Genomic DNA, 17,008 nt, shown 5'->3' on the forward strand with positions numbered 1-17,008 from the left:
CGAGGCTCCTCGATGGCGAGGGAGGATTCGCATGCCATGCGGCGCGCGGAAGTCCGCGTCGTCCAAATGCACCAATGGGCAATGCTCGATGTTCGTTGCGCCATTCCTGCCACGAACCCGAGGGCGACGTGGCTGTTGTCTGACTTGGCCGGTGGGCTCGCACGCATTGCGCGGGCGGTGGCGCCGCACAACCCTAAGGCCATGGCACAGGACGCACACGCGGAGCCGCTGAAGCGCAAGGCCTATGAAAAGGAGCTGCGCAAGCTCCAGTCCCAGCTCTGCCAACTCCAGGAGTGGGTCAAGCAGGAGCAGATGCGGGTCATCGTGGTATTCGAAGGCCGGGACGCGGCCGGGAAGGGCGGAACGATTCGCGCCATCACCGAACGGGTGAGTCCCCGCGTGTTCCGAGTGGTGGCCCTCCCGGCCCCTTCAAGCCGCGAGAAATCACAGATGTACCTGCAGCGGTACGTGCCGCACTTTCCCGCGGCGGGCGAAATCGTCATCTTCGATCGCAGTTGGTACAACCGCGCCAGCGTCGAGCCCGTGATGGGCTTCTGCACTCCCGAAGAGCACGAGCGCTTCCTGATTGGCTGTCCCGTCTTCGAGAAGTACATGGTCGAAAGCGGAATCCTCCTGCTGAAGATCTGGCTGGAGGTCGGCAAGGAGGAGCAGGCGCGGCGGTTCGCGGCGCGGATCGACGACCCCTTGCGCCAGTGGAAGCTGAGCCCGATGGACATCAAGTCCTGGAAGCGCTGGTACGACTACTCCCACGCGAGGGATCAGATGCTGGCCGCGACGGACACGCCGTATGCGCCCTGGCACATCCTGCGCTCCGACAACAAGAAGAAGGCGCGGCTCAACTGCATCCGCTTCCTGCTGGATAGGATTCCCCACAAGAAGGTGAAGCGCGCGAAGGTGAAGCTGCCCCCGCGCTCCAATCATGGGGAGTACGACGACTCCGCTTCGCTCCAGGGGAAGAACTTCATCCCTGAAAAGTACTGACAGCGTAGCTCCGTAGGGCTTCGTCCTGCCCGAGGAGGGCGGCGGGGTCCGTCACCTCGAGGTCCGCGCCGTGGCGGCGCAGCCCGGTGGACGGGCCCAGCCGGCCGACGCCGATGACATAGGCGAAGTGGGCCTCTCGCGCCGCCGCGACGCCAGCGGGCGTGTCCTCGAAGAGGACCGCCTCTTCGGAGGTGACACCGAGCGCCCGGGCCGCCGCGAGGTAGAGCTCGGGGGGCGGCGTGGCTTCGAGCCGCGCGTCGAAGAGGTCCGCGATGCCGGCCGACCGGAGCATCGCCTCGCCGTGCCTGCTCGCGGAGACGGCCGCTGTCCGGAGTCCCGCGGCGCGCGCCGCCTGGACGTAGCGGACCGCTCCCTCATACGTCTCCACGCGCTCCTGCCGGAGCAGCTCCACCAGGAGCCCTCCCTTGCGGTCGTCCAGTGCGTGGACCGTGCTCTCCGGCAGCTCGATGCCGCGGTCGTCGAGGAACGCGTGGATGCCTTCCAGGGAGGGCCTGCCATCGAAGCAGCGGCTGTAGTCGCGCACCAGGTCGAAGGGGATGAAGGGCTGCCCCGAGGACCGCGCGCGCTGCCGCAGGTAGTAGTCGCACAGTTGCTTCCAGGCCCTAGCATGGAGGCTGGCGGTCTGGGTGAGGACGCCCTCCACGCCGAAGAGGCAGGCACGCGCTCGCGGCGGGAGCCCCAGCTTCGTCCGCGCGAGGGGGGGCTGGCCCAGGATGAAGCCATCCACCGCGTGGGCGAACCCGTCCTCCTCGTTGGTGCGGGTGACGTGGCGTGCGGACCGTTGAACCTCGGCGCTGGCGTTGCCCATGGCGATGCCCAGGCCGGCGGTGTTCAGCATGGGCAGGTCGTTGGCCATGTCCCCGATGGCCGCGATCTGCTCGAGGGGAAGCGAGAGGAGGCGTGCGGCCTCGCGCACGACCATTCCCTTGTTCGCCTCGGGGTGCGTGACGTCGAGGTAGTAGGCCGTCGAGCGCGCCGCGGATGCCTCTGCGCCCAGCCGCAAGGCGAGCTGCGCCTCGCAGCGCGCGACCCGCGCCGTGTCCTCGCTCACCCCGACGATCTTGATGGCGGCGTCGAGCACGCCGTGCAGGTTCGCGACGACGACCGGGTCGAACCCGATGTTGCTCCGCTCGCGAGCCACGCGGAAGGCCTCGGGGGCGCGGAGGAACCAGTCCGCCCCCTGGTAGACCCAGACATCCAGGCCCGCCTGGAGCATGAAGTCCACGGCGTGTCTGGCGATGGCGGGAGGCAGGGTCCGCTGCGCCAGCACCGTCGTGAGGTCGGGCTTGACGTACACGCCGCCGTTGAATGCGGCCAGGGGGGCGGTGAGCCCCAGCGGGGCCACCAGCCCGGACATCCCACGCGGCGGACGCCCACTCGTGAGGGTGAACAGGATGCCGGCTGCGCTCAGCCGGGCCACGGCCTCGCGGGTTCGCGAGGTGAGGACCTTGTCCCGCGTCACCAGGGTCCCGTCGACGTCCGCGATGAGCAACTTGATGGTCATGGCTGTCTCCGCCCGCCCGCTGCCGCGACCGCACGCCGGGCGTTGTCAGTGACAGTGCGGCCGCGAGCTCAAGATGGCATCGCGATGCGGGCCGCACCCTCCTGCCCGGCGCCCGGAGGCAGCTTCGTTGCCGAGCGCCACACCGCTGGTTGCCGGCGCACCGGGACGCCCTCAAGTTTGGCTCCAAGGATGGGAGGAAGACATGCCGACGATGCCGGGGCTCGGCGAAACCGCGCGAGCCATCATTGCCAACGGAATGGGCATCCTGGCGGCGGACGAGACGGTCTCCACGATCACGAAGCGTCTGAGCGCGCGAGAGATCGAGTCGACTGCGGACAGCCGCCGCGCCTACCGGGAGCTGCTCTTCAGTACGCCCGGCATCTCCGAGTACATCGGCGGTGTCATCCTGCAGGACGAGACGATCCACCAGGACAGCGCGGCAGGCATCCCGCTGGCCGACCTGCTGGTGGGCCGCGGCATCATCCCCGGCATCAAGGTCGACGCCGGCGTCCACCCCCTGGCCGGCGCGCCGGGAGAGTTCGTCACGGAAGGCCTCGACGGGCTCCGCGAGCGGCTGAAGGAATACCGCGAGCTGGGGGCGCGCTTCGCCAAGTGGCGCGCGGTCTTCACCCTCCGCGATGGACGTCCCTCTGCGACGTGCATCCACGCGAACGCGCACGCGCTCGCGCGTTACGCCGCCCTCTGTCAGGAGCAGGGCCTGGTGCCCATCGTCGAGCCCGAGGTCCTGATGGAGGGAGCGCACGCGCTCGCGCGGTGTGAGCACGTGACGGGACGCGTGCTGCAAGCGGTCTTCACGGAGCTCTTCGCCGCGCGGGTGACCCTGGAAGGGATGTTGCTCAAGCCGAACATGGTCACCGAGGGCCATGACTCCGCGAGGCAGGCCTCGGTGGCGGAGGTAGCGGAGGCGACCTTGCGCGTCCTGACGCGCCACGTGCCGCCCGCGGTCCCCGGCATCGTCTTCCTGTCCGGCGGACAGGACGCGGTCCTGGCCACCGAGCACCTCAACGCCATCAATGCACTGGCAGGACCGAAGCCCTGGACGCTGAGCTTCTCCTTCGGGCGCGCGCTGCAGGACGAGGCGCTCGATGCGTGGCGGGGCCAGCGCGCGCAGGTTCCCGCTGCCCAGCGGGCGTTCCACCACCGCGCCTGGTGTGACAGCGCGGCGGCCCTGGGCAGGTACAGCGCGGCCATGGAGGGCGAAGCGGGTTTCGCTCCGGCCGACTCAACACTCCACACCCATCACTAATGGGAGACATGTCATGGCACACCCCGAAGGAACGGAAGCGTCGGAGTATGGGCCACCGGTGTCCGCCAGGGAGCATGGCCCAGGGCCCTCTGCTCCAGGCCGGGAGCGGACCCGGGGCGGAGGACCGCTTACCGCCAGGGAAGTGGAGTTGATGAACGCGTACTGGCGGGCGTGCAACTACCTGTCGGTGGGGATGATCTACCTCCAGGACAACCCGCTCCTGCGCAGGCCCCTGATGCCGAAGGACGTGAAGTACCGGCTGCTCGGCCACTGGGGCGCGAGCCCGGCGCTCTCGTTCATCTGGGTCCACCTGAACCGGCTCATCGTCGAGCAGAACCTCGACGTCATCTTCGTGGCCGGGCCGGGCCACGGCGCCCCGGGCGTGCTCGGGCCAGCGTACCTGGAGGGGACCTACTCGGAGGTCTATCCAGACAAGAGCCAGGACGCGGACGGGATGCGGAAGTTCTTCAAGCAGTTCTCCTTCCCCGGGCACATCGGCAGCCACGTCACTCCGGAGACGCCAGGCTCCATCCACGAAGGCGGCGAGCTGGGCTACAGCCTCTCCCACGCCTACGGCATGGCCTTCGACAATCCCGACCTCATCGTCGCGTGTGTCGTGGGTGACGGCGAAGCGGAGACCGGACCGCTCGCGACGGCCTGGCACTCGAACAAGTTCCTCAACCCCGTGCGGGACGGCGCCGTGCTGCCCATCCTGAACCTCAACGGGTACAAGATCGCCAACCCCACCATCCTCTCCCGCATCAGCCAGGAGGAGCTGGAGGCCCTGTTCGTCGGCTATGGCTACAAGCCCTACATCGTCGAGGGCAGCGACCCGGCGCAGATGCACCAGAAGATGGCGGAGACCCTGGAGCGCGCCGTCGAGGAGATCCGCGGCCTGCAGAAGAAGGCCCGGCTGTCGGACACCCCGACGCGTCCGCGCTGGCCCATGATCATCCTGCGCACGCCCAAGGGCTGGACCGGCCCGAAGGAGCTGGACGGGCACCGGCTGGAGGGCTCCTGGCGCTCCCACCAGGTCCCCTTCGGCGACGTGCGCGACAACCCGGCGCACCTGAAGGCGCTCGAGGACTGGATGCGCAGCTACCGGCCCGAGGAGCTGTTCGACGCGGAGGGACGGCTGATGCCGGAGCTCCGGTCGCTCGCACCCAAGGGGCCCCATCGGATGAGCGCGAACCCCCACGCCAACGGCGGCCTGCTCCGCAAGGCGCTCAGGATGCCTGACTTCCGCGAGTACGCGGTCAAGGTCGGCTCGCGCGGCACCACGCTGCATGAGAACACGAAGCCGCTCGGCGAGTTCCTGCGGGACATCATGCGAGACAACCCGACGAGCTTCCGCGTCTTCGGCCCGGACGAGACCGCCTCCAACCGGCTCCAGGCCCTCTACGAGGTGACCGGGAAGACCTGGATGGCCGCCCTGCTGCCGGAGGACGCGGATGGGGGGCACCTCGAGCGGGACGGCCGCGTCATGGAGATGCTGTCGGAGCACACGCTGTTGGGCTGGCTGGAAGGGTACCTGCTCACGGGACGCCACGGCCTCTTCCACACGTACGAGGCGTTCGCCCACGTCGTCGACTCCATGTTCAACCAGCACGCCAAGTGGTTGGACATCAGCAAGAACCACGTGAAATGGCGGGCTCCCGTCTCCTCGGAGAACATCCTCCTCTCCTCGACGGTGTGGCGTCAGGACCACAACGGGTTCTCACATCAGGACCCGGGCTTCATCGACCTGGTGACGAACAAGTCCGGCTCGGTCACGCGCATCTACCTGCCGCCGGACGCCAACACGCTGCTGGTGGTGGCGGACCAGTGCCTGCGCAGCACCGACTGCGTCAACGTCATCGTCGCGGACAAGCAGAAGCACCTCCAGTTCACCAACATCGACGAGGCCGTCGCCCACTGCGCCAAGGGGATTGGCATCTGGAAGCGGGCCAGCACGGACGAGGACGCGGAGCCGGATGTCATCATGGCCTGCTGCGGCGACGTCGCGACACAGGAGGCCCTGGCAGCCGCCTCCATCCTGCGTGCGCGCGCACCCCAGCTGAAGCTGCGCTTCATCAACGTCGTCGACCTGTTCAAGCTGCAGTCATCGGCGGAGCATCCGCACGGGTCCACCCAGCGCGAGCTGGAGAGCTTGTTCCCGCCGGGCAAGCCCATCATCTTCAGCTTCCACGGCTATGCCTCGCTCATCCACAAGCTGGCCTATCGCTACATCAACCACGAGGACCTGCACGTGCATGGCTACCGGGAGAAGGGCAACATCAACACGCCCTTCGAGCTGGCGATCCTCAACGACACGTCCCGCTTCCACCTGGTCATCGACGTCATCGATCGCGTGCCGGGGCTGCAGGTGAAGGCGGGGCACCTGAAGGAGGAGATGAAGAACGCCATCCTCGACAGCCTGGCCTACGCGCATGAGCACGGCCGGGACCGCCCTGAGATCTCGGACTGGACCTGGCCGGATTGAAGGGCCGCTCACGCATGGCGCGAGCGGTGCCATGCGTGAGTGTCGTGGCGGCTACTGCCCCAGCTCGACGCGGAAGATCCGCTCGTTGCTGTTGTCGGGGATGCTGTCCTTGTCACCCTGGTTGGTGGTGGTCAGCCACAGGTTGCCGTCCGGCGTCGGCTCGACGGTGCGCAGGCGGCCGTAGGTGCCGACGAAGAACTGCTGCACGTTGGTCAGGTTGGAGCCACTGATGACCTCGCGGTAGAGGCGGGAGCCACGGCCGCAGGCCACGTAGAGGACGTCACGCACCACCGTGATGCCGGAGCAGGAGCCGTCCGCCGTGGAGTAGGTCTGCTTCGGGGCGATGAAGCCGGGCGTCGCGCAGCCCGAGCCGCCCTGTGACACCGTGCCCTCGCAGTCCGGCCAGCCGTAGTTGCCGCCCTTCTGGATGAGGTTGGTCTCGTCCATCACGGAGTTGCCGAACTCCTGCTCCCACAGGCGGCCCTGCGAGTCGAACGCCAGCCCCTGCGGGTTGCGGTGGCCGTAGCTCCACACAAAGTTGCCGAAGGGGTTGTCGGAAGGGACGGTGCCGTCCGCGTTGATGCGCAGCACCTTGCCGGCCAGGTTGTTGATGTCCTGGGCGTACGCGCCGTTCTGGGCGTCGCCGGTGGACGCGTAGAGCTTGCCGTCCAGGCCAAAGCGCAGGCGCCCGCCATTGTGGAACTTGTTGCGGCCAATGCCCTGGACCAGCACCTGGAGCGAGGCGGTGTTCAGGGCGCCATTCTCATACCGCAGCCGCACGATGCGGTTGTCGGTGGGGGAGGTGTGCATCACGTACAGCCAGGGGTCGGTGGAGAAGGTGGGGGAGAGCGCCAGCCCCATCAGCCCGCCCTCGCCGTCCGTGCTCTGCACGTTGGGGACGGTGCCCACGGACGTCTTCTGTCCCGTCGCCGGGTCCAGGCGGACGATGTTCTGCGCGTCGCGGCGGCTGTAGAGCACCGTGCCGTCCGGCAGGTTCAGCAGTCCCCACGGGATGTCCGTGTCGGTGGCCACCTGGGTGACGGAGCAGACGGCGTTCGCGCAGGCCTGTCCGGTGGTGACCGTCACGGACGCGCTCTTCGCGGAGGCATTGCCCTGGGCGTCGCGGGCGAGCACGGCGTAGGCATAGGCCGTGTTCGGAGACAGGCCGCTGTCGACGAAGGTCGTCCCCGGCGGCGAGCCGGACACCGTGCCAATCTTCACGCCGCCCCGGAACACGTCATACGCGCTCACGCCCACGTTGTCGGTGGACGCGGTCCAGCCCACCGTCACGCTGGTGCCCGACGCGGTGGCGGTAACGCCGGTTGGAACGGTGGGAGCCTGGGTGTCCGCCTGGCACGGCGGCGGGGTGATGGAGACCGAGGCGCTGCCCTGGGAGACATTGCCCGCCGCGTCCCGCGCATTCACATACAGGCCCCAGGTCGCGCCGGGGATCACCGTCAGCGCGGTGGACACGACGGCGCCGGAGACGGACTTCATCAGCTGGCCGTCGTGGTAGATGTCATAGAAGGCCACGCCTTCGTTGTCCGTGGACGGCGACCACGACAGCGTGGCCGTGTTGCACGTCACGTTGGACAGCGTCAGCCCCGTGGGCACGGTGGGAGGCTGGCTGTCCGGCGGCAGCGACCACTGCTGGTTCGTCTGGCCATTGCAGGTCCAGACGATGACCGGCGAGCTGTTGGCGGTGGCCTGCCCGGACACGTCGAGGCACAGCGCGGTCGCCGTGTGGACCACCGCGCCGCTGGAGTTGCGGACCCACCGCTGGTTCGCCGTCCCATCGCAGGTGGCGATGACGGCCTTCGCCCCGGAGGTGGAGGTCGCGGGCTGGACGCACCACGCGCCGCCGAATGCGCGCAGCTCGCCTTCCGGCGTGAACAGGAACCGCTGGTTCACCTGGCCGTGGCAGTCATAGATGTGGAGCTCCTGTCCCGGCGTCTGGCTGTTCTGCGCCACGTCGAGGCAGCGGCCGGACTGCACACCGATGAGCCGCGAGCCGGCGGTCACCGCCGCGATCTGGGCCTGGAGCTCGGGGCTGCTCTCCGGCTTCTCCCCACAGGCCACGGCGGCGAGGAAGATGAAGGCCAGCCCCGCGCGGCGAACGGCGGCGGGAGGGGGATGCACGTGCATTGTGACGCTCCTTTGCATTCCTTCTCTTTCAGGAAGTTCAAGGAAGGTCTCAAGTGAACTCTGTGGCGCGCACGGGCGGGTGTTGAGCGGCCATCAACAGACACCCGGGTTCAAATGCCCGCCGGGGGGCGGCTCTCGGTGCCTCCTCGCTTCCGAGCGCCCCGGCTTGTGGCTACTTCTTCGCGCCGCGGCCCTTGAACAGCTTCTGGCCCAGGGTGAAGAGCACCACCAGCACGGCGCCGGCGCCCAGCCCCACCGCGGCGTTGAGCAGCATGGGGGCAAGCCCGCCCAGGATGCTGCCCACGGCCGGGACCTTCCCGGCCCACGCGGAGAAGGACTCCTCCGCGTGGTGCAGGCCGGAGACGCCGTGCACGAGGATGCCGCCGCCCACCAGGAACATCGCCGCCGTGCCCGCGACGGAGAGGAACTTCATCAGCAACGGTGCCGCGCGGAGGATGCCGGCGCCCAGGCTTCGCGCGAAGCCGCCGCCCTTGCGGGTGAGGTACAGGCCCGCGTCGTCCAGCTTCACGATGCCCGCCACGATTCCGTACACGCCCGCGGTCATGATGAGCGCGACGCCCACCATCACCGTGAGGCGGGTGGGGAAGTCCGCCGTCGCCACCGTGCCCAGCGTGATGGCGATGATCTCCGCGGAGAGGATGAAGTCCGTGCGCACCGCGCCCTTGATCTTGTCCTTCTCCAGGGCCACCCGGTCCACGTTCGGGGCCTCCAGCGCCTTGCGCAGCTCGGCCTGGCGCGCCGTGTCCTCTTCATGGCCGTGGAGGAACTTGTGCGCGAGCTTCTCGAAGCCCTCGAAGCAGAGGAAGGCGCCGCCCACCATCAGGAGCGGCGTCACCAGCCAGGGCGCCAGCGCGCTGATGGCCAGCGCCGCCGGCACCAGGATGGCCTTGTTGACGAGCGAGCCCTTCGCCACCGCCCACACCACGGGCAGCTCGCGGTCCGCGTTCACGCCCGTCACCTGCTCCGCGTTGAGCGCCAGGTCGTCTCCCAGCACCCCCGCGGTCTTCTTCGCCGCCACCTTGGTCAGGATGGAGACGTCATCCAGGATGGTGGCGATGTCGTCGATGAGCGCAATCAGGCTGCTGCCTGCCATGGATGTCTTCCGGTCCGAGGGGTGGGGACGTCACCCTGCTGTCAGCGCGGATTAGCACAGCGGACGGTCCAGGGCACGGCTGGAGCTCACACTCGGGGTGCGCCCCCACGAGCCGCGTCAACGCTCCAGATGCCGGAGCCGTGGGCGGAGATGTAGAAGAAGGCGAAGCAGTAGAGCGCCGCGAGTTCGCCCTTGTTCAGGAGGGGGTTGAGGTTGCCTCCGTTGGGGATCACGTGCCCCATGAAGAAGGCGAACGCCATGGTGCCGCTCGAGATGAACGCCGCCGGGCCGGCGAACAGCCCGAGCGCCACGAGCAGGCCGCCCAGGAACTCGATGGTCCCCGCGCCGTAGACGATGAACGGCGGCGCCCCGGCGGGCATCCCGCCGAACAGGCCGAAGAGCTTCTGCATGCCGTGCAGCATGAACATCAGTCCCGCGGCGATGCGGAACAGGGCGTAGATGCGTTCAGCGTGGGGCCGCAGGAATCCCATGGTGTTCTCCAAGTGTGTGCCGGGGAAAGGAAAGGTCCCGGCACGCGCCCGTGAACCATAACGGCGGGCCCGTGTCCACGCCGCGCACTCAGCGATACAGCCGCTGGAATGACAATGACTGATGGATGGGTCATAACGGTTCGGGTCACAGGACGCGGGCCTTGAGCGCCATGCCCACGCCCAGCTGGCTTCGCGCCGCGTCGATGGTTTCGAGCAACGCGATGCTCCGTGCGAGTGGATGCAGGGGGGACTCGGTGTGTCCCTCGGCGATGTGCCGCGCGACGGCGGCCGCCTGCCACGCGAGGCCTTCGCTGCCGTGGATGCCGGACGGGTCGGTCCAGTGCAGCCGCTGATCCGACCGCGCGGCCTTCAGCGTGAAGCCAGTGGGGGTGAAGAAGCGCGACTCGAGCTGGAGGCGCGCGTGCGTCCCGGCGACGACGGCCTCCTGGGGCGTCTCCGCGAAGAGGGTGGTGTGCAGCAGCGCCTGGGCACCGGTGGGGTAGGTGAGGACGAGGGCCGCCTGTCCCTCCACGCCGGTGGGCGCAAGGGACCCCGTGGCATGCACATGAGGCGGAGGGCCGAGCACGAAGTGCGCGAACCAGATGGGATAGATGCCGATGTCGAGCAGGGCGCCCCCGCCAAGCGCGGGGTTGAAGACGCGGCCTTCGGGGTCGAAGTCGAAGCGGCCGCCGAAGTCCGCCGAGACCAGCTGGATGTCTCCGAGCACGCCGTCCTGCAGGAGGCGTTCAATGAGCAGGGTTTGCGGAAGGAAGCGAGACCACAGGGCCTCCATGGCGAAGACGCCCGCGGCACGAGCCGCCCGCGCGATGTCCCGGGCCTCGCCAGCGTCGAGCGCGAGAGGCTTCTCCACGAGGACGTGCTTGCCAGCGGCGATGGCGAGCAGGGCCTGGCGCTTGTGCTCACTGTGAGGTGACGCCACGTAGACGATGTCGACGTGGGGATCGGCGACGAGCTGCTCGTACGACGCGTGGACGCACGGGATGCCGTACTGCGCGGCGAAGCGCCCGGCGCGCTCGGGAGCCCGCGAGGCGACCGCGTGGACGCGCTGGTCGGTGTGCCGGTGCAGGGCCCAGACGAAGCCCCCGGCGATCCGCCCCGGAGCAAGCACGCCCCAGCGCAGCGTGGGTCCTCCGCGCAAGGGAATGGCTTCGACGGAGGGGAGGGCGGTGGGGAAGGCGCTCACGGATGCGAATCTATCCGCTGGGTTCGAGTCGTCGTCACACCCGTCTGCGCAGCGGCTCCCGGGCGGAGAGCCAGGGCGCCGGAATGGAGGCACGCCCCGCGCTCAGGGCGACGATTCCCCCCACCATGGCGCAGGTGGTGTCCCGGTCTCCGAAGCCAGCCACCGTGCACCAGAGGGCCTCCTCGAAGGAGTCCAGGTGTCTGGCCGCGCACCACACGGCGAAGGGCACGGTGTCCTCGGAGAGGACCTTCTGCCCGCTGCCCAGTGTGCGCGCCGCGGCAGAGGGGCTCGTGTCCCGTGGCCAGGCCCGGGCCTTCTCCAGCCCCTGACGCGTGGCTCCGGCAGGCGTGCAGTCCAGCACCGTGTCGAAGAGCTCCGTCGTGGATCCGCGCACCTGTGGCCACTGGCAGGCCCACGCGGCGGCGACCGCGATGGCGATGGCGCCCGCCTGTCCCTCCGGATGCATGTGCGTCACCTGCGCCGACGCGCGCGCTTCCGCCACCACCCGGTCCAGGTCTCCCGCGAAGTACGCACCCAGGGGGGCCACGCGCATGGCTGCTCCATTGCCCATGGAGCCCTGGCCTTCGAAGACCTCCGAGGACACTTCACGCCAGGGAAGGCCAAGCCCGAGCTTCCACAGGATGTCGTGTGCGGTCCCGCCATAGCCGCGGTTCTTGTCGCGGCGGTAGCGCTTCGCGAAGAGGTGCGCGAGCGCATCCGGATCCACGTGGCCGTGGTCTTCCAGCACCTGGACCAGGGATAGCGTCATCTCGGTGTCGTCGGTATAGGCCCAGGGGGCGCGCGGCAGCAGCCGTTGCTCCACCCAGGGCTGCACGAGCTCGTGCGGGCCAAAGAAGCGCTCGCCGAAGGCATCTCCCACGGATACGCCGTCCAGCGAGACGAGCGCACGTGCCATCCGCGCATCGGGAGAGGAAACGCTCATGCCCTGTCTCCGGCGCGGCTCACATGTTCCAGAAGTGGCGCACCCGGGCGTCCGTGCGCTCCTGCTCCGCGAAGCGGACGAGGAGGGGCTCGGACATGGCTTCCGGCACGCGCAATTGCGCGAGCATTGCGCGGACCTCGAACTTGCGCGTGAGGCCGAGCAGGGCGTCTCGCTCCGGAACGGTGAGGCCGGGGTGCCAGCAGTCCGCGATGAGCACCACGCGGCGCTCGGTGCCCCGGTTCCAGGTCTCGTGCTCGAAGGAGTCGTGGAAGGTGAGCACGCGGCCCGGCTGCCAGTGCCGGCTCTCGGTGCCCACGCGGATGCCGCAGCCCTCCGGCACCCGGAGCCCCAGGTGCAGCCGCATCCGGAAGCCGTCCCACGAGCAGTGCGGCGTTAGCGTGGTGCCGGGTTCGTGCGAGGAGAAGAGCACGTCCGCCAGCGGGAAGTCGGTGCACTCGCCGTCCAGCGACCGCACCGCTGCCGCTGTCTCCTCCATGGCGAGCTGGGGCCAGAAGAGACGGTCGGTGCGCTCGCCGCCGAAGTAGATGGGGTGCACGGTCCAGCGGCCGGTGCCGACGATGCCGGAGTCGTAGTGCAGCAGGTCCGCGTGCTCCAGCCGCTCCAGGTCGCGCGTCACCGCGGCCAGGCACTCCTCCAGCGCCTTCGCGGCCGGCGGCGGAGGGTCGCGCCATGGCCGTTCGTCCAGGCCGGGGAAGGGCGGGAAGATGGTGGGGGACTGCTCGGGCCGGCTGGGGGGCGCGGGCACCTGTCCCGCGAGCATGCGCAGGTAGTGCTTCAGCCGGTCCAGCTCCGGCCCCGCGTTCAGGACCGCGTCGAAGTAGCCGCCCTGCCGGGCCAGGTCGACGATGCGCTGGCGCACCTGCGCGGTGAGCTCCTCGGGTGACGTCTGCGCGACCATGGGGCCTCCGGTTGGGCGATGCGGGAGTGGATGTCCCGGAGCTTCACAGCAGCTTCGACATGATCTCCTTCTCGCGCTGGTCCAGCTTGATGGAGTCGAGCGTCCAGGCGATGAGCTCGTCGGCGACCGATGTGTCGATGCCGAAGGTCCTGGCGGCGTCCTTCACGGCCGCGCGCTCCCCGGTCGCGATCTCCCCGTCGGCGCACGCCACCTCGACGAGCATGCGCAGCACGGAGGCTCGCAGCTCGCGGTTTTCAATCTTGCGGACGATGTCCGCGAGGTTGCCCGGCTTCTGGAACTCCTTCTCGATGAGCGCGGCGACCCGCTCCTCCCGGGGCGACAGCCCGAGGCCCCGCACCACGTCATCGAGCTGCTGGCGCTCGTCCTCGGTGACGCGACCGTCGCTCGCCGCCACGTTGGCCATGGCCTGGATGAACGCCAGGAGCTGCTCCTCGGGATACTCGCGCGTCATTTCATCTCCAGAGCGGACGGCATGCCGCCGGCCGGGGCTCGTGAACAGATGTGGGACAGGGCTGCTGGGAGACCCAGGTTAATGGGCGCTCGCGCGGAGCGAAAACGGATTCCGTCCGGATTTTCGCCCATGCCGGGCGGCTGTTTAGAGTGCCCTTGCACGCCGCACCACGCCCGGCAGGGTCAGGAGCCAGGAATGTCGCCAACACTGAAGTGGGTGCTCGGAGCCTTGGTGGGATTGCCGTTGATGTGCTGCGGCTGTGGCGGCCTGTGGTTCCGAAGCCAGTTTCCCCGTGATGAAGCACTGGCGCGCGTGGTGAACCATCATCAAGTGGTCCAGACACTGGGCGCGCCCGTGACGGGCAGCTTCTTCTTCACAGGCAAGACGAACGTTCAAGGCGATGACGCAATCGCCGAAATGGAGATCTCGCTCTCTGGAAGCAAACAGGACGGCGTGCTGCACGTGAAGGCCGTCCGGACGAGCCAGGTCTGGGGCTTCAGCCGCCTTCGCGTGGTGGCGCAGAATGGCCAGACGGTCAACGTCGTCGGCGGGTACTGAGGTCGTCGGCGGCTTCCGCGGCGCCACCTGCAAGGTGTTGGCGGGGACGGGCCACCGGCGGAGGCATCGCGCAGCTCATCCAGGAAGTCGCCAAGGCGAAGGAGCTCTCGCTCAGTCAGCTGGAGATCTTCATGCTCCCTCCCAGCGCCATCCCGGAGACCGCGCGCAATCGTGCGCCTCGCCCCGGACGACACCGACGAAAGCAACCCCTGGCGCGAAGCGTCAGTCCTCGGTGAGCTGCTTCCGCCAGTTTCGTTTCTCGATGCGCCGGACGTTGTCCACGTCCGCGAGCATCGCCAGATACCGGGCCAGGTCGAGCAGCTCCGTGTCGTGCCGCTGGCCTTCGTATTCCCGGACGTAGATGGCGTTGCCGTGGTTGTGGATGCACTTGGCCGGGCTGTCATCGACAATCAGCACCCGCTCCAGCCGGTAGCCTCGCCGCTTCAGCTTGTGCAGCTTCTTGACCCAGTCGTAGTGCGCGGACGCATCGAGAAACCCGTCTCGCTGGACGCCGGACCGGTCGAGCGCGTACGTGCACCGGCTTCGCCCCCAGACGAAGTCCAGCTCGAGCTCCGGCGGCACGATCCGCTTCACGATCTCCGCGACGTACCGGTCATCTCCCGCGGACCAGATGGCGAGCCGGAAGCGCGCGGCGCACTCCCGGAGGAAGGCCTCCAGGTGCGGACGCATGTGGACGAAGTACCCGAGGACCTGGAAGTCCGCCTCCCGGGCCAGGGGCTTCTCGCTCGCGTGGACCAGGGTCTCATCCAGGTCCAGGACCAACAGGATGCTGTCCGTGGGCGCCGTCACCAGTCGTTCTCCGAGGTGCTGACGACGTCCGGCCCCCTCCGGACGTGACGGCGCGGCGTCACTGCACGCCGGGCGCGCGGAACACCTGACCGTTGCGGCCTTCCAGCACGAGGCTGGCTTCGTCGGAGCTGCCCACGCGCAGCTCCACGCGAGGCTGTCCCCGCCGGTCCACCAGGAGCAGGCCGGGCGAGCCCTCTTCGTCCGCGCCCAGGATGGCGCGGGGCCGTCCCGTCACGTCCGCCAGCTCCAGCCGCGATGAGCCGTCCACCTGGAGCCCCACGGAGAACAGCTCCGCGCCTCCGGACTTGGACAGCGTCAGGCGCGGCGCCTCGTCCGAGAACACCATCAGCTCCGCCAGCGACTCGCCCTCCGCGGTGGAGAAGCGCAGCCGGGGCGAGTCGTCCTCGCCCACGCCCAGCAGCGCCCGGGGACGGCCCTCGCTGTCGTTCAACACCAGCGCCGCGCCGCCATGGGGACCTGCTTCCAGGCTGGCCCGGGTGCGGCCCCGGGCGTCCTTGAGCACCAACCGGGAAGCCACCAGCTCCCCCGTCCGTGGCGCTTCGTCACGCAATGCCGCGGTTCCCAGCCCCACTCCGGCCAGCACCAAGGCCGCGAGGGTGAGGCCCTGCCACCTTCGGAGCCGGCCCTCCAGCCGCTCCATGCGCGCGTCCAGTGAGTCCATCCCGGCGTCGCCTCCTGTCCCACCCGTGTGGGACGGCCGGGAGGCTAGCAGAGGCCGGCGGGGCCTTGCTCGGCGGGGCAGGAAGAGATGCGGGAAGGTGGGCAACACGGCGACGCGGAGCCCCGCGCCAGAATCCGGCCTCCTACGCGGCGGCCTGTCGGATGACGGCCTCGGTCTCGGTGGGATTGGCAATCCATGGCCAGAAGCGCTGCGGCTCCCCGAAGTTGTCGAAGAACGTGTCGGCCAGGGAGGGGAGCTCCGAGGCGGCTCCCAGGTAGTCCAGCATGTGCGGCGGGGGCGGCTGGAGCAGCATGTTGGTGAACGCGGTGATGTATTGGCCCTCCGTCCTCCAGAAGTGCTCGAAGCTCTGCTCCATCCAGTCCGCGGTGAAGGGCTGGTCGCCGTGCGCGAGGATGGCCTGCGTCATCGCGTGGGCCTGCTTGGACGCGCTGTTGAGCCCCTGGCCCGCGATGGGGTCGTTGAGCATGACGACATCCCCCAGCCCCAGCACCGCCCGCCCCGACGGCAGCCGGCCTACCGGCTTGCGCACCGTGGGCGTGAACGCGCCGGTGAGCCAGGATGACTCATCCACGATGGATGCGCGCTCCAGCCGCTCCGCGACCCAGGGCGAGAAGTCCCGCAGCACCTGCTTCATCCGCTCCATCGCCTCCCGCGCGGTGCTCACACCGCCGAAGCGGTCCAGCCCCCGTCCGGGAATGGCCTCCATCAGGATGCAGCTCAGCGGGCCCCGGATGCGGTCGAAGTACGGCATGGAGAAGTACTCGCCATGGCCTGCCGTCAGGATGAACTTGAGCGCGGGGTAGGGCGTCTCGTGCAGCGGCTTCATGCCGGTGACAATCATTGCCGTCAGGCGGCGCTGCGGCTGGGTGTGGACGCTGCGCTCGGCGTCCCGTTCGAACAGCCTGGTGAAGCTGTTGCGGCCTGCCGTCACGACCACCAGGTCATGCTCCGGCGCGATCACCTCCAGCGCTTCCACATCCACGTCGCGCACCACCACGGTGCCGCCGCGCCGCTCGAACTCCGCGAGCCAGCGCGAGTACTTCGCCCTCAGGTCCACGGCCTTGCCCGGGTGGAGGATGCGCCCCTGGATGCGCAACACCCGCTGGCCCGGGGCCGCGCAGATGTCCAGGTCCCCTCCCCGGGCGTACTCGCCCGGGCCCTGCCAGAAGTCGAGCCCCAGCTCCTGCTCGTACTGGTGCGCGCGGCCGAAGAGGTAGGTGGTCGCGGACAGCCGGGCGTTGAAGAGCTGCTCGGGCGTGCGGTCCGAATAGACGGTGACGGCGTAGCCCTTCTCCAGCAGGCCAAAGCCGAGCTGAAGCCCCGCCTGGCCCGCGCCGATGATGCCGATGTTCCTCATGGTCCCCCCTGATGAT

15 protein-coding genes are annotated in these 17,008 nt (G+C 69.0%); 4 read left to right on the top strand and 11 right to left on the bottom strand.

What is annotated here, in order from left to right; genetic code table 11:
* The first annotated feature begins 201 nt into the window (after nucleotides 1–201).
* Nucleotides 202–1,002, top strand: a complete 801-nt coding sequence (gene ppk2 / locus KYK13_RS06990) for a polyphosphate kinase 2 (protein WP_223642948.1) — start codon at nucleotides 202–204, stop codon at nucleotides 1,000–1,002.
* On the opposite strand, the gene KYK13_RS06995 is transcribed toward ppk2, so the two are convergent.
* A complete protein-coding gene (locus tag KYK13_RS06995; protein WP_223642949.1) occupies nucleotides 983–2,527 on the bottom strand; it encodes a Cof-type HAD-IIB family hydrolase in 1,545 nt (514 codons plus the stop codon). The genes ppk2 and KYK13_RS06995 overlap by 20 nt on opposite strands.
* 202 nt (nucleotides 2,528–2,729) lie before the next feature.
* Between KYK13_RS06995 and KYK13_RS07000 the strand changes: the two genes are divergently transcribed.
* Nucleotides 2,730–3,794: a class I fructose-bisphosphate aldolase gene (locus KYK13_RS07000; RefSeq protein ID WP_223642951.1), complete on the top strand. Its 1,065-nt coding sequence runs from the start codon at nucleotides 2,730–2,732 to the stop codon at nucleotides 3,792–3,794.
* A gap of 13 nt (nucleotides 3,795–3,807) precedes the next feature.
* Nucleotides 3,808–6,276 (top strand): phosphoketolase, encoded by a 2,469-nt coding sequence (locus KYK13_RS07005; RefSeq protein ID WP_223642953.1) that lies wholly within the window; start codon nucleotides 3,808–3,810, stop codon nucleotides 6,274–6,276.
* Between the two features lie 51 nt (nucleotides 6,277–6,327).
* Here the strand turns inward: KYK13_RS07005 and KYK13_RS07010 are convergent, their stop codons facing one another.
* From KYK13_RS07010 to KYK13_RS07040, 7 genes are all read right to left on the bottom strand, one after another.
* On the bottom strand, nucleotides 6,328–8,421 hold the full coding sequence (locus KYK13_RS07010) for a PQQ-dependent sugar dehydrogenase (RefSeq protein WP_223642955.1): 2,094 nt from the start codon (nucleotides 8,419–8,421) through the stop codon (nucleotides 6,328–6,330).
* Between the two features lie 172 nt (nucleotides 8,422–8,593).
* Nucleotides 8,594–9,535: a DUF808 domain-containing protein gene (locus KYK13_RS07015; protein WP_223642957.1), complete on the bottom strand. Its 942-nt coding sequence runs from the start codon at nucleotides 9,533–9,535 to the stop codon at nucleotides 8,594–8,596.
* An 86-nt stretch (nucleotides 9,536–9,621) separates the two neighbouring features.
* Nucleotides 9,622–10,026 carry a DoxX family protein gene (locus tag KYK13_RS07020; protein WP_223642959.1) on the bottom strand — a complete coding sequence of 135 codons (405 nt, stop codon included), beginning with the start codon at nucleotides 10,024–10,026 and terminating at the stop codon, nucleotides 9,622–9,624.
* 145 nt (nucleotides 10,027–10,171) lie between these two features.
* On the bottom strand, nucleotides 10,172–11,230 hold the full coding sequence (locus KYK13_RS07025) for a Gfo/Idh/MocA family protein (protein ID WP_223642961.1): 1,059 nt from the start codon (nucleotides 11,228–11,230) through the stop codon (nucleotides 10,172–10,174).
* A 34-nt stretch (nucleotides 11,231–11,264) separates the two neighbouring features.
* Entirely contained in the window at nucleotides 11,265–12,173 is a 909-nt protein-coding gene (locus KYK13_RS07030; RefSeq protein ID WP_223642963.1) for an ADP-ribosylglycohydrolase family protein, read from the bottom strand.
* Between the two features lie 19 nt (nucleotides 12,174–12,192).
* Entirely contained in the window at nucleotides 12,193–13,092 is a 900-nt protein-coding gene (locus KYK13_RS07035; RefSeq protein WP_223642965.1) for an aspartyl/asparaginyl beta-hydroxylase domain-containing protein, read from the bottom strand.
* A 43-nt stretch (nucleotides 13,093–13,135) separates the two neighbouring features.
* Nucleotides 13,136–13,564, bottom strand: coding sequence for a tellurite resistance TerB family protein (locus KYK13_RS07040; RefSeq protein WP_223642967.1), 429 nt, complete (start codon nucleotides 13,562–13,564; stop codon nucleotides 13,136–13,138).
* Between the two features lie 195 nt (nucleotides 13,565–13,759).
* Here KYK13_RS07040 and KYK13_RS07045 point away from each other — a divergent pair, with 195 nt between their 5' ends.
* Nucleotides 13,760–14,122: a cytochrome c oxidase assembly factor Coa1 family protein gene (locus KYK13_RS07045; RefSeq protein WP_223642969.1), complete on the top strand. Its 363-nt coding sequence runs from the start codon at nucleotides 13,760–13,762 to the stop codon at nucleotides 14,120–14,122.
* Between the two features lie 222 nt (nucleotides 14,123–14,344).
* Here KYK13_RS07045 and KYK13_RS07050 read toward each other — a convergent pair whose 3' ends face one another.
* The 3 genes from KYK13_RS07050 to KYK13_RS07060 form a co-directional block, all read right to left on the bottom strand.
* The gene (locus KYK13_RS07050; RefSeq protein WP_223642971.1) at nucleotides 14,345–14,932 is read right to left on the bottom strand and encodes an NIF family HAD-type phosphatase; all 588 of its coding nucleotides are present in this window, start codon (nucleotides 14,930–14,932) and stop codon (nucleotides 14,345–14,347) included.
* 58 nt (nucleotides 14,933–14,990) lie between these two features.
* On the bottom strand, nucleotides 14,991–15,614 hold the full coding sequence (locus KYK13_RS07055) for a hypothetical protein (RefSeq protein ID WP_223642973.1): 624 nt from the start codon (nucleotides 15,612–15,614) through the stop codon (nucleotides 14,991–14,993).
* Nucleotides 15,615–15,756: 142 nt separating this feature from the next.
* Nucleotides 15,757–16,992, bottom strand: coding sequence for a styrene monooxygenase/indole monooxygenase family protein (locus KYK13_RS07060; protein ID WP_223642975.1), 1,236 nt, complete (start codon nucleotides 16,990–16,992; stop codon nucleotides 15,757–15,759).
* Between the last annotated feature and the right edge of the window lie 16 nt (nucleotides 16,993–17,008).

It is taken from the genome of Corallococcus sp. EGB (assembly GCF_019968905.1).
In the GTDB taxonomy this organism is placed as follows: Bacteria; Myxococcota; Myxococcia; order Myxococcales; family Myxococcaceae; genus Corallococcus.

Excerpts from the sequence above, each read along its gene's own strand:
- ppk2 (WP_223642948.1), top strand. The coding sequence starts at position 202 with ATGGCACAGGACGCACACGCGGAGCCGCTGAAGCGCAAGGCCTATGAA.
- KYK13_RS06995 (WP_223642949.1), bottom strand. The coding sequence starts at position 2,527 with ATGACCATCAAGTTGCTCATCGCGGACGTCGACGGGACCCTGGTGACG.
- KYK13_RS07000 (WP_223642951.1), top strand. The coding sequence starts at position 2,730 with ATGCCGACGATGCCGGGGCTCGGCGAAACCGCGCGAGCCATCATTGCC.
- KYK13_RS07005 (WP_223642953.1), top strand. The coding sequence starts at position 3,808 with ATGGCACACCCCGAAGGAACGGAAGCGTCGGAGTATGGGCCACCGGTG.
- KYK13_RS07010 (WP_223642955.1), bottom strand. The coding sequence starts at position 8,421 with ATGCACGTGCATCCCCCTCCCGCCGCCGTTCGCCGCGCGGGGCTGGCC.
- KYK13_RS07015 (WP_223642957.1), bottom strand. The coding sequence starts at position 9,535 with ATGGCAGGCAGCAGCCTGATTGCGCTCATCGACGACATCGCCACCATC.
- KYK13_RS07020 (WP_223642959.1), bottom strand. The coding sequence starts at position 10,026 with ATGGGATTCCTGCGGCCCCACGCTGAACGCATCTACGCCCTGTTCCGC.
- KYK13_RS07030 (WP_223642963.1), bottom strand. The coding sequence starts at position 12,173 with ATGAGCGTTTCCTCTCCCGATGCGCGGATGGCACGTGCGCTCGTCTCG.
- KYK13_RS07035 (WP_223642965.1), bottom strand. The coding sequence starts at position 13,092 with ATGGTCGCGCAGACGTCACCCGAGGAGCTCACCGCGCAGGTGCGCCAG.
- KYK13_RS07040 (WP_223642967.1), bottom strand. The coding sequence starts at position 13,564 with ATGACGCGCGAGTATCCCGAGGAGCAGCTCCTGGCGTTCATCCAGGCC.
- KYK13_RS07045 (WP_223642969.1), top strand. The coding sequence starts at position 13,760 with ATGTCGCCAACACTGAAGTGGGTGCTCGGAGCCTTGGTGGGATTGCCG.
- KYK13_RS07055 (WP_223642973.1), bottom strand. The coding sequence starts at position 15,614 with ATGGACTCACTGGACGCGCGCATGGAGCGGCTGGAGGGCCGGCTCCGA.
- KYK13_RS07060 (WP_223642975.1), bottom strand. The coding sequence starts at position 16,992 with ATGAGGAACATCGGCATCATCGGCGCGGGCCAGGCGGGGCTTCAGCTC.